This window comes from Flagellimonas maritima, from assembly GCF_003269425.1.
Taxonomy (GTDB): Bacteria; Bacteroidota; Bacteroidia; order Flavobacteriales; family Flavobacteriaceae; genus Flagellimonas; species Flagellimonas maritima.
This window is the reverse complement of record NZ_CP030104.1, coordinates 1,178,649-1,192,441: the sequence shown is the minus strand read 5'-3', so window position 1 is coordinate 1,192,441 and position 13,793 is coordinate 1,178,649. Positions and strand designations below refer to the sequence as shown.

Below are 13,793 nucleotides of genomic sequence, written 5' to 3'. Positions count from 1 at the left end.
CCTAGTGCCCTCTGTTAGTTATAGCGATATACTTTTGGTTTTTCACTATTGATTCCAACAAGGAGAAACTCCTCTCCGTTTTTATCCTTGAATGTCAATAGCTGTTTAATCTCTCCACGTACATGAAAGCCAGATTCATTATTGGGCAACCATTTATAACTGCCATCATTGTTAGCCAAGAGAACACTTCCAAAACTGGCATCCAACCGACTGTATTGAGGCTTAAAATCGTAATTGTTCCCGCCTAATACAATATCAAGTCTGCCATCTCCATCAATGTCTTTACATTTTACATCGCAAACACATGAAAATTGTGTTTCCGCAGGGAGCGGCTTTATTATAAAATTTCCTGTTCCATCGTTTATCGCCACAATACTTTTAGTGTAGTTGACCTCTTTAACAATTGAATTTTTGAGGACAGCAGAATCCAAAAGCTCGTCTATACTCTTAGTTGCGTAATCAGAGAATTTTAAATTCTGTTTTTTTAGTGATACAAGTTGGCCTGTTAGTTCTCTTTTTAGAGAAACAGGTACGTTTCGCTTGTTTATATTTCTTGTGACTATTTGTTCAATGGTTCCATTATTATCAAAATCATTAACGAACATTTTGGCAGGTGATTCTTCTGTGGCACTATAAGCTGAGTTACTACCTTGGTTGCCAAGAATTAAATCCATATCACCATCGTTGTCCAAATCTCTTGAATGAACTGTGTTCCACCATCCATATAAGCTATCCAGGCTACTTGTTTTTGGACTAAGTCTTCTTCCATTATTTTTGAATACTTTGGGAGTGCCCCAGTCGGTAGTGACAATTAAATCCTTTTTGGAGTCTCCATCGATATCAGTCCATTCTGCATCTGTAACCATGCCTACATTTTTTAAGTGAAACGCTTTGCTTTCAGTTATATCAGAAAATTTCCCTTGGCCATCATTCAATAATAAAAGGTGTTCTGGATCAATGCCATAAATACCAGGGATGCTTCTACTGCCAATAAATAGGTCTTCATCTCCATCCCCGTCAAAATCAAATGGTGCTATTACTGAGACATTTGTTTCTAAACTTTTAAGATTGTGCGTACTTTTTGAGAAAGTACCATTACCATCATTTATATAGATGCGATTGGTATAGTTTTTTGAGTCTTGAGGAATGTTTCCTCCAGATCCAACAATAAGGTCCATATCATTATCTCCATCAACATCCAAGAATACTGAAGCTGTGTCTTCAAAAAGTCTATCTGCTCTAAATACATCTTGTGCATATGCTGGTTTTAACATACCACCTCCTTTGTGTAAGTAGATTTTGGCAGCTTCTCCTTTTGCACCTCCTATAAAGATATCTTCATTTCCATCGTTATCGATGTCTGCCACAGCAATAGTTGGCCCCTCTTGAGAGAGCATCTTTGATATTAGACCTTCATAATCGAAATCTATATGCTTGTTTTCTTTATGCTTGGTTATTTCCGATTTTATTTCGGTTAATAGTGGATTTTTATTGTCTTTGAACTTTTCATAAATTTCTATAGCATCATTTTGTTTGAGGGTGATTAAAGTGTTTTTTTCAATGGCTCTAATTGTTTGGGTTTTATTATTAGGCCAAATAACCCGTAATGAATCAATCTTTTCCTTCTGTCCTATGCCAATGGTCATTGTATAGTCTACCGAAGATTGAAAGCCCCTAGAGGGAATCAATTCTTGTCTGATTATTTCTTCATTCATAAAAAGTTCTACCAAACTGCCTATTCCGAATGTATTTGGTGCCTCTCCCTTAAGGTTTATTTTAAGGTAATTGTTTGAATTGTTTTCAGCGTTATTTCTATATACAAAAAGTTCTTGGTTTACATTATTGACCACGATATCTAAATCCCCATCATTATCCAAATCCCCATACGCCGCTCCATTGGAAAAACTCGGCGTATTCAACCCCCAACTTTTAGAAGAATTTGAAAATGTAAGATTGCCATTATTCTTAAAAGCATAATTTGAAATGGGAGTAGAGGGCATGGCATTGATTACAGCTTCTTTTTGGTCTTTGGTACCCGATATTGCTGTCTGTTGTCTAGCAACATCCTCAAAAAAATCTATAAAATCTTGGTTTGTTAGGTCATGATAGATACCGTTGCATACATAAATATCCCGATATCCATCGTTGTCCATATCAAATAACAATGCGCCCCAGCTCCAATCTGTTCCCGAAACTCCACTGTAATTAGCAATCTCTGCAAAAGAATTCCCTTGATTCAGTTGTAGCGTATTCTGCATGTATTGATAATAGTAGTCGTTTTGAAGTTTTCGTTGATGGGTATCAAAGGTTTCGAAAGTAGTAGTATTTTTAAGCCTTTCATCTCCTTCGGGTAACATATCCGTGACAAAAATATCTGACTTACCATCGTTATTGATATCTGCCATATCCGCACCCATAGAAAAAAGGCTTAGATGGTTTGCCCAGTCCTTAATACTTTCTGTAAAGGTGCCATTTTGATTGTTGATATATAGGTAATCATGCTCAAAAAAATCATTGGATACATAGATGTCAGGATAGAGGTCATTGTTAATGTCACCAATAGTAACGCCGAGACCAAACCCTACCAAACTACCATAGATATTGGCTTCTTCACTGACATTTGTAAAAACACCTTCATCGTTTCTAAATAATTTATCGCCACCTCCTTTAATTTCTTCAATTACATTCCAATCTTCTGCCCTTACATTCCTTTTATTTTCGTAACCTAAACTTGCAACGGGGATAAAACTGTTGTTCAACATGTAAACATCCAAATCACCGTCTTTATCATAATCAAAAAATGCTGCATGGGTCGTAAACCCGCTATCTGCTAGGTTATATTGCTCAGCATTTTCAGTAAAGGTTAAATCCCCATTATTGATAAAAAGTTCATTTTTTTGGTCATCACCTTTTATATTGCCTGCGTTACAAACATAAATATCTAAAAGACCATCAGCGTTAATGTCAACTAAAACCACTCCAGTTGACCATGCTTTGGTCCCTGCCACATTTGCAGATGCTGTAATATCCTCAAAGGTAAAATCACCTTTATTTAGGAATAGTTTGTTTTCTTTTCGATTTGCCGTAAGATATATATCAGGCAGACCGTCATTATTTATATCGCCAATGGCAACTCCACCTCCATTATAGAAGTTGCGATATAAAAATATATTGAAATCTTCTTCGTTTTCTATTTTATTTATAAATCTTATACCTGTTTTGGTACTATCCAATGCAGTGAAAAGGAGTTCCCTAAAATCATTTTTTACTTCTTTTTCATTTTTTGAGCAAGAAGTAAATAGAAAAAATAGAACAGGAATTAAGTAGATATGAAATTTATTTAACATCTGATGGAAATATAAATTTGAATTTCGTCAAAAGTTGAATCTTAACCGCTTTGAAAACTAATTATTTCGCGACAATATTCATAATTGTTCGTGAATATTAACGCTAGTGGACTCTAAAATCCTAGAATAAAAAAGAGGGCAAATAATTGCCCTCTTTAAAATTTAATATATCGATAAACTACTAGTAACCTTCGTTTTGAACTAAATTTGGATTGGCCAATGCATTTTGAGGTATGGGAAATAATCTTCTAAATTCATCTTGATTTTCTTTTAATTCCCAAGTATCTGCAAAAGTACCATATCGTAACTGTCTTGCTCTTTGACCTGTTATATTGGATTCCGCATTCATCTCTCTTTTGTACTCGTCATATACATCATCTAAAGTAGCAGATCCTATTGTTGTAGCACCAGCCCTAGAACGAATTGCGTTTACATCCGCCGTAGCATCACCACCGCCACCATTACGTAATACAGCTTCGGCACGCATGAGAACAGCTTCTGAGAAACGAATGAAAACAAAATCATTTGTTGGTGCAGGTCTTCCATCCGCTCCACGTTGAGGATATTTTACGATACGAATACCATTCCTTTCATTATTAATTTCCAAACTGGTAAGCAATTCATCTTCGTAGATTAATAGATTATCTTGTCGGTCTGTAAGATTTTCACCTGCAGCATTTTTTTGTTGTCCACGAAGATATCCTACACTTACACCATTCACTTCAGGCCCTGGAAGACCTAATCGAGCATCTTGATCTTCATCATCTGTTCCAAAAGACCTAAAAGTTTCTGTCAAAGTAACAAAACCGTTCCAACCTCCTTGATTAGGATGTAGCATGTTCCACTGTCGTTCGCCTGTTCCAGTATTCAAATGAAGAATTACCTCGCTATTACTGGAAATATCCCAAATATCAAAATAGTTGGTGCTTTGATCTAATTCAAAGTCTAGAGCTTCAATTGCATTGATATCATCTATAACTGCTTGATAAGCACCTGAAGGAGCAGCTCCTAAAATGCGTTCGGCATTAAGATTTATTTTAGCTCTTATGAATCTGGCTGCGGCCTCTCCAATGAGGAAAGTATCTCCATCTGGACCATGACTGCTCAAATTACCACTATTGATAGCTGAGTTGATATCATTTAATATGATATCATAAGCTTCTTGTGCACTAAGTGATACTGGAAAAACATCTGGACCATCATTAACTTCCCTAAACGGTGCGATTCCATAAAAATTTACTACCATGAACATGTTAATGGCACGAATTACCTGTGCTTGTGCCAACACGGTTGGTGAAGCTCCAGAAGCAGGGTCAATTAGCTGTGTTGCATTAAATGCTTGTTGATTTCTCCTATTCCAAGAATTAAGAACATCTAAATGTCCTGGTCCCCAATTATGGTTATGCAATAAGCGCCAAACTCCATTATCACCCCAGTCTGCACCTCTTGTTAAAACTGCGATATTTTCTGCTGATACCTCCATCAGTGCATACTCGTTCTGTTGCCCGTTCAAGTTTTGAATACCGGAATATAGGTTAGTTAATGAGCCTTCGGGGTTTGATACACCTGAAAACTCACCGGAGTCGCTCTGTATGTTTGTGGAATCACCAAAATTAGGTTCCAAATCTGTACACGACTGCACAAAAACTAAAGCGGCAGCCACTCCCATGTAATGGAAGATTCTCTTGTTAAAAAATTCTTTTTTTCTCATTGTCAATTTTTTATTTAGAAACTTGCATTAAAGCCTAAAGATATTGTTGTTGGTCTAGGAAATGCGGTTAAGTCAATACCAGCAGAAGGTACATTGTTCAAGACCCTTGGAGTAGAAACTTCAGGATCTTGACCACTATAATCTGTTATTATAAACAGATTTTGAGCGTTTGCAAAAACTCTGAGACTGCTGAATATGCTATTCTCAGACAATGGAACATTATGGCCCAAACTTACATTTTGCAATCTTAGAAAAGAACCGTCTTCGACAAATCTGCTAGATACTTCTTGAATATTTAAAGGGTTTTCTATACCAATATTAGATGCAGCATCAACAGTTACGTTGCGTCCTTGTGCCAAATTTCCGATTGTAAGATATGCATTTCTATTATTGTTGTATATGGATTGTCCAAAAAGACCATTAAAAAACAAGCTCATATCCCAATTTTTGTATCTAAAGTTTTGGGTTATGCCCAAGGTTATATCAGGCAGACCACTTTCACCAATAAATACTTGCTCTCCAACGGAAGAAATTTCACCGTTTGCTAAACGGAATTGGTTAACCCCTGTCGTTTCTGGAACACCTGTGTCAGGCGAAAGTCCAACCCAATCTTGAACAAAAAAGCTGAACAATGGCTGGTTGTTTGCCAGTTGTTGGGAAAATGCACCGGTCAGACCTGGACCATTTATAGGTCCAGCATTAATTGCAGGGCCAGTATAATTTTCCAAGATGTTATCATTGTAGTTAAAATTAAAGTTGAAATCCCATGTAAAATCTTCAGTCTCAACCGGTATTGCATTAATGGTAAAATCAATACCTGAGTTTACGATGTCTCCATCTACATTTGAGAAAAAGAAAGGCTGTACAGCAGGTTGTGGACTTACTTGCTGTAATAAAAATCCTTCTGTCACATAATTATAGTAATCTAAGGAACCACTTATTCTATTGTCCATTATCGCCCAGTCTATACCGACCGTAAACTGTGTATTCTCCTCCCATTTTAAATCGGGATTATTAAAAGCAACATTAGAAGATCCAGCTTCTTGTTCTACACCAGCATTATTGATAGCTGCTCTGGTAAAACGATCTCTTGCTGAGAATTGGTTTGTACCAAGTCCTTCTTGGTTACCAACCACACCGTAAGCGGCTCTAAATTTAAACGTGTCAAAAACTTCTGGAAACCAATCTTCCTCGGAAAGTGTCCATGCAGCACCAATGGATCCAAATGTTCCATATTTGTTGTTACCTCCAAAACGAGAGGAACCATCAATTCTTACGGTACCGGAGAAGTTATATTTTCCAGCTATGGAGTAATTCGTACGAAAGAAAAAAGATTGCAGCTCATCTACATCTTGTGTAGTATCAACTGTCTGAGCAGTAGAAGATGCGATGTTATTTACCATTTGGAACAAATTGTCCGTTCTAAATCCTGCTGCTTCAACGAATTGTGTTTCTGTTATAAACTCTTGATAAGAGTGACCTAGCGTAAGATCAAGTACATTCTCACCAAAGCTTTTATTGTAACTAAAGTAAGATTCCCAAGTACTATTAATTTGATCCAATTCGTTTAATCCTGCTCTACCAACGTTTAATGTTTGGTCGGATACAAAAAGCGGTGAAAAAACTTGATATGAAGAAGAAACTGCTTTGTCCAAACCAACATTTGTATTAAAACTTAGATTATCGGTGAAATTATATCGCGCTCCAACATTTATCAAAGCTCTCATCGTACTTGAAGCAGTTCTCGTTAGTTCTAATAAGGCTTCTGGGTTTCTTCGTTCTGCAGAAGGTTGAAAAAAACCACCTACAAAACTACCTCCAGTACCTCTTAAGTCTTGATCTGGTGCGAAATTCCATGCAGCAGATAATAAATCTCCTCTGGCGTTTGGACTATCCGATATCGGAGCACGTTGATTTTCGATATTAGAGATTGTCGCTTGTGTAGTCAATCTTAATTTGTTATCAAAGAAACGCTGCGAAGCATTTATACGCAAAGTCAATCTATCAAAATAACTGTCCTCTACCTCACCTTCTTGGTCCTGGTACCCCATTGAAATCCGGTAATTTCCATTTTCATTACCACCACCGTATGAAAGATTATGGTTTTGAGTAAAGGAAGCTCTGTAAATAAGATCTTGAGTATCTGTATTACCTCCTGCATCTGGGAATGTTGATCCAGGTATAAGGATATTTGCCAAGCGGTTTTGAGCATCTAAAAATTGGTCTCTATCCAAAAGGTCCAATTGGTTTGGAATCCAGCCAACAGAGAAAGTTGAAGAAAATTCCAGAACACTTTTCCCAGATTTACCACTTTTTGTAGTAATCAAAACCACACCATTAGCCCCTCGCGATCCATAAATTGCCGTAGCTGAAGCATCTTTCAAAATATCGATACTTTCAATGTCATTAGGGTTAAGAAAACTTAAAGGATCAATTGCAGAACTTGTCCCAAGGTCTGTATTAATACTTCCAGTACCATCAGCAGCACCTCCACCAACTCTTGCATTGGTATCTGAACCACTAAGGGGTACACCATCTACCACGTATAATGGATTGTTGTTAGATCTGACTGAAGCTGTACCACGAATTCTAACATTCACAGCACCACCTGGCTCTCCATTGGACGCAGATATTTGAACACCAGCAGACTTACCTTGTATTAACTGTTGAGGATTAACTATTACACCTTTATTAAACTCTTCAGATTTAACACTTTCAATAGCACCGACAGCCGTTTTTCTAGTCTGCGTACCATAACCTACAACAACGACTTCATCCAACTCACTGGCGTCTTCCTGTAAAACAACGTCTATAGTTGCTTGTCCATTTACAGGGACTTCCTGAGAAGAAAAACCAATATAACTAAAAACGATGACTGCATCAGCAGCAACATCATTTAAGGTATAGTTACCATCAAAGTCAGTTTGAGTACCATTGGTAGTTCCCTTAACAACAACACTGGCTCCCGGTAAGGGGCCACTTGCGTCTGAAACAGTACCTGATACTGTCTGAGCTTTTATTAGACTAAAGCACAAAAATGCACCTAGCAACAAAAAGCTTTTAAGTAGCGTAATCTTCATAAATAATTAATTTTAAGTTTAGTTAATTTTAATTCAAGTGTTAAACATATATAAAAAAAATGTTAATCAAAATTTAAGCATAACGCAGAATATTACGAAAACGGTTTCGTGTTGATAACTTTGGAATTGTGAAAGGTTGATAAATCTTAAAGAGTTAATTTATTCAAATCACAATCAAATGGCAAATAATTAAAGAATTTGACAATATGTAGCTAATATACTGTTTTTATTCTTTACTTGGTCTTAACATTTTTTCAGAAAGTTTTAATAAGTTTCGATGACGTTTTTGTTAAAAAGAATCAATTGATTAAGTTGCTTGTCTTTATTAACTAATTTGAAACATTTAATAAAAAGAATAAAATCATTTCTTTGAAAAATAAAATAACCTTAAAGGATATCGCCAGAGAGCTTGAAGTCTCTATATCTACCGTATCAAAAGCCCTAAAAAATAGCGAGGAAATAAGTAGGGATACCAAAGAGAAGATTCAAGCTTTTGCTAAATTGTACAATTACAAGCCGAACAATATTGCCATAAGCCTTAAAAACAAGAGAACCAAAAATATAGGTGTTGTCATCCCTGCTATAGTTCACCATTTTTTTACGACCGTAATACGCGGAATAGAAAAATATGCAAATTCAAATGGATATAACGTCATTGTTTGTCTTTCGGAAGAATCATTTGATAAAGAGGTGATAAATATGGAAATGCTTGCCAATGGGAGTATTGACGGTTTTATAATGTCACTTTCCTCGGAAACACAACAAAAAGGGGATTACAATCATCTTAAAGAAGTAACAGAACAGGGGATTCCCGTAGTTTTGTTCGATCGAATTACAAACGAAATTGACTGTGATAAAGTTATTATTGATGATGAGTTGGGAGCTTATATGGCAACAAAAAATCTTATTGCACAGGGAAGAAGAAAAATAGCATTGATTACAACAGACGATTATTTGAGTGTTAGTAAGGCTAGAACCGAAGGATATAAAAAAGCACTTTTGGAAAGTAACTTTAAAATTGATGAATCTAGAATACTCAAACTTTCATCTATGGAAATGGATGAAAAAAGTATAGTGGATTTTTTTAGCAAACAAAAGGTTGATGCTGTACTTTGTGTGAACGAAATATTTACGGTATTTAGCATGAAACTTATTCAGAAAAAAGGACTTAATATTCCTAAGGACGTGTCTTTTATAGGTTTTACTGATGGGTTGCTTTCCAAATATGCAAACCCAAGCTTGACCGTAGTTGCACAACACGGTGAAAAAATGGGAAAAATCGCTGCGCAGATGTTGATAGATAAAGTAGAAAGTGACAGTGAAGAAGAAGCATTTCAAACTAAAATATTAGAACCAACATTAGTGGTCAGGGATTCAACAATTAATTAAGTTTGCAATATTTTCTACAGCAAAATATACCATATTTACTCACCAAGTTTTATTTTAAAAAATGAATCAAGATTATATAAAAGCTGACCCTTGGTCCATTATTGAAGAAGGTTTCGATAAAGAACAAGTCAAATCATCAGAGAGTTTATTCAGTTTGGGTAATGGGGCCATGGGGCAACGTGCCAATTTTGAAGAACAATATTCAGGAGCTACTTTTCAAGGCAGTTATATTGCTGGGGTATATTATCCAGACAAAACTCGTGTTGGGTGGTGGAAAAATGGATATCCGGAATACTTTGCAAAGGTCCTCAATGCACCTAATTGGATCGGAATCGATGTTTTTGTGAACGCCGAACCACTGGATTTGAATACATGTACAAGCGTCTCAAACTTTAGAAGAGAGCTCAATATGAAAGAGGGATGGTACAAAAGGAGTTTTAACGCTACAATGCCTAACAATGTTAAAGTTGGGGTAGAAGTAATCAGATTTTTGAGTATAGATTTGGATGAGATAGGAGCAATTCAATACAATTTACAAGTGTTGAACGCAGATGCTGAAGTCATTCTTCTTCCCTATTTGGACAGTGGTATTACCAATGAGGACAGCAATTGGGACGATAAGTTTTGGAACACAACGAAGATTGTTTCTGAAGGCGAAAGAGCCTTCATTCAATCACATACCATGAAAACCAATTTCGCGGTCTGTACCTTCATGCAAACAGAGGTTTTTGTCAATGGAAACAAGGCCCAAATAAAACCGACTTTAAAAAAGGACGAACAATCTGTTGGAAATTCGTATATCATTGAAGTTAAAAAAAATCAACAACTCAGCCTAATAAAATATGGTGGCTATACTGTAGATAGAAACCATCCTAAAGATCAATTGCAAGCAGTTGCCAATTTGGTTTTGGATGAAGCATCAGAAAATAGGTTTGAGGGACTTCTTAAAAAACAAAAAGATTCTTGGGCCAAAATCTGGGAAATGAGCGACATTGCCATTGAGGGCGATGTAAAAGCACAGCAGGGAATCCGTTTCAACATTTTTCACTTGAACCAAACCTACTTAGGAAAAGACTCCAGATTGAATATTGGTCCAAAAGGATTTACAGGAGAAAAGTATGGAGGTAGCACCTATTGGGATACAGAAGCTTATTGCCTCCCATTTTACATGGCGACCAAAAATCAAGAAGTGGCCTGGAGCTTACTGGAATACCGCTACAACCATTTGGAAAAGGCCATAGAGAACGCACATAAACTTGGATTCATTAATGGTGCGGCATTATATCCTATGGTTACCATGAACGGCGAGGAGTGCCACAATGAATGGGAAATCACTTTTGAGGAAATCCATAGAAATGGGGCAATTTCATTTGCAATATATAACTATCATAGGTTTACGGGCGACTACAGCTATATTCCAAAAATGGGATTGGAAGTTTTAATAGGAGTTGCACGATTTTGGCAGCAAAGATTTAATTTCTCAGAGGACAAACAGCAATATGTCATGTTGGGCGTTACAGGCCCAAATGAATATGAGAATAATGTCAATAATAACTGGTACACAAACTATTTGGCAAAATGGTGCATTGATTATACCTTGGAACAGTTGAAAGTTGTAAAATCCAAATATCCAAAAGATTATAATAGGATAGTGGACAAAACAAGTCTAGCTTCAGCCGAAACCGAGAATTGGGCGAAGGTTGCCAATAACATCTATTTTCCATATTCGGAAAAGCATGAAATATTCTTACAGCAAGATGGATTTTTGGACAAGATATTGATAAGAGTCAAGGATTTGGATAAATCGCAAAGGCCAATAAACCAAAAATGGAGCTGGGACAGAATATTACGTTCACCTTACATAAAACAAGCGGACGTTTTGCAGGGATTCTATTTTTTTGAAGACCATTTTGGCAGGGATGTGCTAGAAAAACATTTTGATTTCTACGAACCTTTTACGGTCCATGAATCCTCATTGTCTCCATGTGTGCATAGCATACAGGCAGCAAAGTTGGGCAGGATGGAGCAGGCTTATAAATTCTATTTGAGAACATCTAGATTGGATTTGGATGATTATAATAAAGAAGTTGAAGAAGGATTGCACATCACATCCATGGCGGGTACATGGATGAGTATAGTAGAAGGTTTTGGAGGTATGCGCGTATTAAATGATGAGCTCCATTTTACGCCACAGATACCAGAACAATGGGAATCATATACTTTTAAAATAAATTTTAGAAATCAAATTATTACAGTAAAAGTTTCAAAAAAAGAAGCAAGCTTCGAAATTACCGGGGAGAAAGCATTGATGATCAAAGTAAACGATAAACCAGTCGAATTAATTCCCAGAAAAGCAGTTCAAGCATGAAACGATATCTCTACGTCGCTTTTTCAGTGATTATTATTATAGTATCTGCATGTGAAAAGAAAATAGAGAAAAAACCAGTTGAGAAAGTAATGAAAAAAAAGTTTGTAGTTTATCAGGTTTTTACACGACTTTTTGGAAATACCAATACTACAAATAAACCTTGGGGCACCATTGAGGAAAATGGAGTTGGAAAATTTAACGATTTTACGGAAAAAGCACTTAAAGAAATTAAGAATCTGGGTGTTACCCATATTTGGTATACCGGTGTTCCACATCATGCCCTTATCAGTGATTATACAGCATATGGAATTTCCAATGATGACCCGGACGTTGTAAAGGGACGTGCGGGATCCCCTTATGCGGTCAAGGATTATTACAACGTGAACCCAGATCTGGCCGTTGACCCTTCAAAACGATTGGAAGAATTTAAATCCCTAGTGGAAAGAACACATAGCGTGGGAATGAAGGTCATCATCGACATTGTACCCAATCACGTAGCCAGAAACTATGAAGGAAAAACAAATCCAGAGGGTGTTTTTGATTTTGGGGCCAAAGATGATACTACTGTGGAATATGCTATAAACAATAATTTCTATTATATACCAGGTTCACAGTTTAAAGTGCCCGAATGGCAAGATGGGTATCTTCCCTTGGGCGGGGAACAAAATCCCAGAGCAGATAAAAAATTTAAAGAAAGTCCCGCCAAATGGACAGGCAATGGCTCGCGGTTGGCTCAGCCCCATTTTAATGATTGGTACGAGACCATCAAAGTGAATTATGGTATAAGTCCAGATGGCACCAAGGATTTTGACCAATTGCCTGAGAGTTTCAACAACAAAGACTATCAAGCACATTATAATTTTTGGAAAGATAAAGCTATTCCAGACTCTTGGGACAAGTTCAAGGACATCGCATTGTACTGGTTAAATTTTGGGGTCGATGGATTCCGTTTTGATATGGCCGAGATGGTACCCGTAGAATTTTGGAGTTATTTGAACTCCAATATTAAAATGAAGAATCCAGATGCTTTTCTATTAGCCGAAGTGTACAACCCCGATCTGTATAGGGACTATATCCAAAAAGGAAAAATGGACTATCTATATGATAAAGTGGAGCTTTATGATAGTATAAAACACATTATGAAAGGATATGGATGGACGGACCATATACCCGTAGTACAAGAAAGAATGGCAGACATTGAGCACCATATGCTCCATTTTTTGGAAAATCATGACGAACAAAGGATTGCCAGCCCAGATTTTGTAGGAAATGCGGATTTGGCAAAACCTGCTATGGTAGTTTCAGCAACTTTAAGTACATCCCCTACCATGATTTATTTTGGTCAGGAAGTGGGAGAGCCAGGGGCAGAGGATGCAGGTTTTGGAAAACCTACAAGAACTTCAATATTCGATTATATAGGCGTACCGCACCACCAACGTTGGATGAACGACAAAAAATTTGATGGAGGGCAATTGTCCAAAGAAGAAGAAAAATTGAGGGATTTCTATAAGCGCTTGCTGAATTTTACAATTACAAGTGAGGCATTGATGGGAGCGTATCAAGAAATCCATTTTTACAATAAGGATAATACTGAAAATTATGACTATCGAGTGTTATCATATGTTAGATGGTCTAAAAATGAGAAGTTGGTGATAGTTTCAAATTTTGATGCCGATAAAAATTATGAATTTGAACTGAAACTGCCAGAGGATGTCATTTCCAAATGGAATCTATTGGATGGGGAATATGATCTGGTTGAAGAACTCTACAATCAGAAAGAAGGAAAATTAACTGTTGAAAATGGAAAGGGAACGGTGGATATAAAATTACAACCTCTGGAATCTGTTATTTTCAGCATCGAGGAATAAAAAAGGCGGATTGCAAAGCAATCCGCCCCA

The 13,793-nt window shown here is 36.7% G+C and carries 6 protein-coding genes; 3 read left to right on the top strand and 3 right to left on the bottom strand.

Annotated features, from left to right (window positions below; all coding sequences use genetic code 11):
* Positions 1–14: 14 nt before the first annotated feature.
* The 3 genes from HME9304_RS05205 to HME9304_RS05195 form a co-directional block, all read right to left on the bottom strand.
* Entirely contained in the window at positions 15–3,347 is a 3,333-nt protein-coding gene (locus HME9304_RS05205) for a VCBS repeat-containing protein (protein WP_112377572.1), read from the bottom strand.
* Between the two features lie 181 nt (positions 3,348–3,528).
* A complete protein-coding gene (locus HME9304_RS05200) occupies positions 3,529–5,058 on the bottom strand; it encodes a RagB/SusD family nutrient uptake outer membrane protein (protein WP_112377571.1) in 1,530 nt (509 codons plus the stop codon).
* A gap of 14 nt (positions 5,059–5,072) precedes the next feature.
* Positions 5,073–8,138 (bottom strand): SusC/RagA family TonB-linked outer membrane protein, encoded by a 3,066-nt coding sequence (locus HME9304_RS05195; RefSeq protein WP_112377570.1) that lies wholly within the window; start codon positions 8,136–8,138, stop codon positions 5,073–5,075.
* A gap of 369 nt (positions 8,139–8,507) precedes the next feature.
* Here HME9304_RS05195 and HME9304_RS05190 point away from each other — a divergent pair, with 369 nt between their 5' ends.
* From HME9304_RS05190 to HME9304_RS05180, 3 genes are all read left to right on the top strand, one after another.
* Positions 8,508–9,527, top strand: coding sequence for a LacI family DNA-binding transcriptional regulator (locus HME9304_RS05190; protein WP_112377569.1), 1,020 nt, complete (start codon positions 8,508–8,510; stop codon positions 9,525–9,527).
* 61 nt (positions 9,528–9,588) lie between these two features.
* Entirely contained in the window at positions 9,589–11,895 is a 2,307-nt protein-coding gene (locus HME9304_RS05185; protein ID WP_112377568.1) for a glycoside hydrolase family 65 protein, read from the top strand.
* Complete coding sequence (locus HME9304_RS05180) at positions 11,892–13,763, top strand: alpha-amylase family glycosyl hydrolase (protein WP_112377567.1); 1,872 nt, start codon at positions 11,892–11,894, stop codon at positions 13,761–13,763. The genes HME9304_RS05185 and HME9304_RS05180 overlap by 4 nt, the downstream gene beginning before the upstream one ends.
* Positions 13,764–13,793 lie beyond the last annotated feature (30 nt).

Bases quoted from the DNA above. Each gene is read 5' to 3' on its own strand.
- HME9304_RS05205 (WP_112377572.1), bottom strand. From the start codon at position 3,347: ATGTTAAATAAATTTCATATCTACTTAATTCCTGTTCTATTTTTTCTA.
- HME9304_RS05200 (WP_112377571.1), bottom strand. From the start codon at position 5,058: ATGAGAAAAAAAGAATTTTTTAACAAGAGAATCTTCCATTACATGGGA.
- HME9304_RS05195 (WP_112377570.1), bottom strand. From the start codon at position 8,138: ATGAAGATTACGCTACTTAAAAGCTTTTTGTTGCTAGGTGCATTTTTG.
- HME9304_RS05185 (WP_112377568.1), top strand. From the start codon at position 9,589: ATGAATCAAGATTATATAAAAGCTGACCCTTGGTCCATTATTGAAGAA.
- HME9304_RS05180 (WP_112377567.1), top strand. From the start codon at position 11,892: ATGAAACGATATCTCTACGTCGCTTTTTCAGTGATTATTATTATAGTA.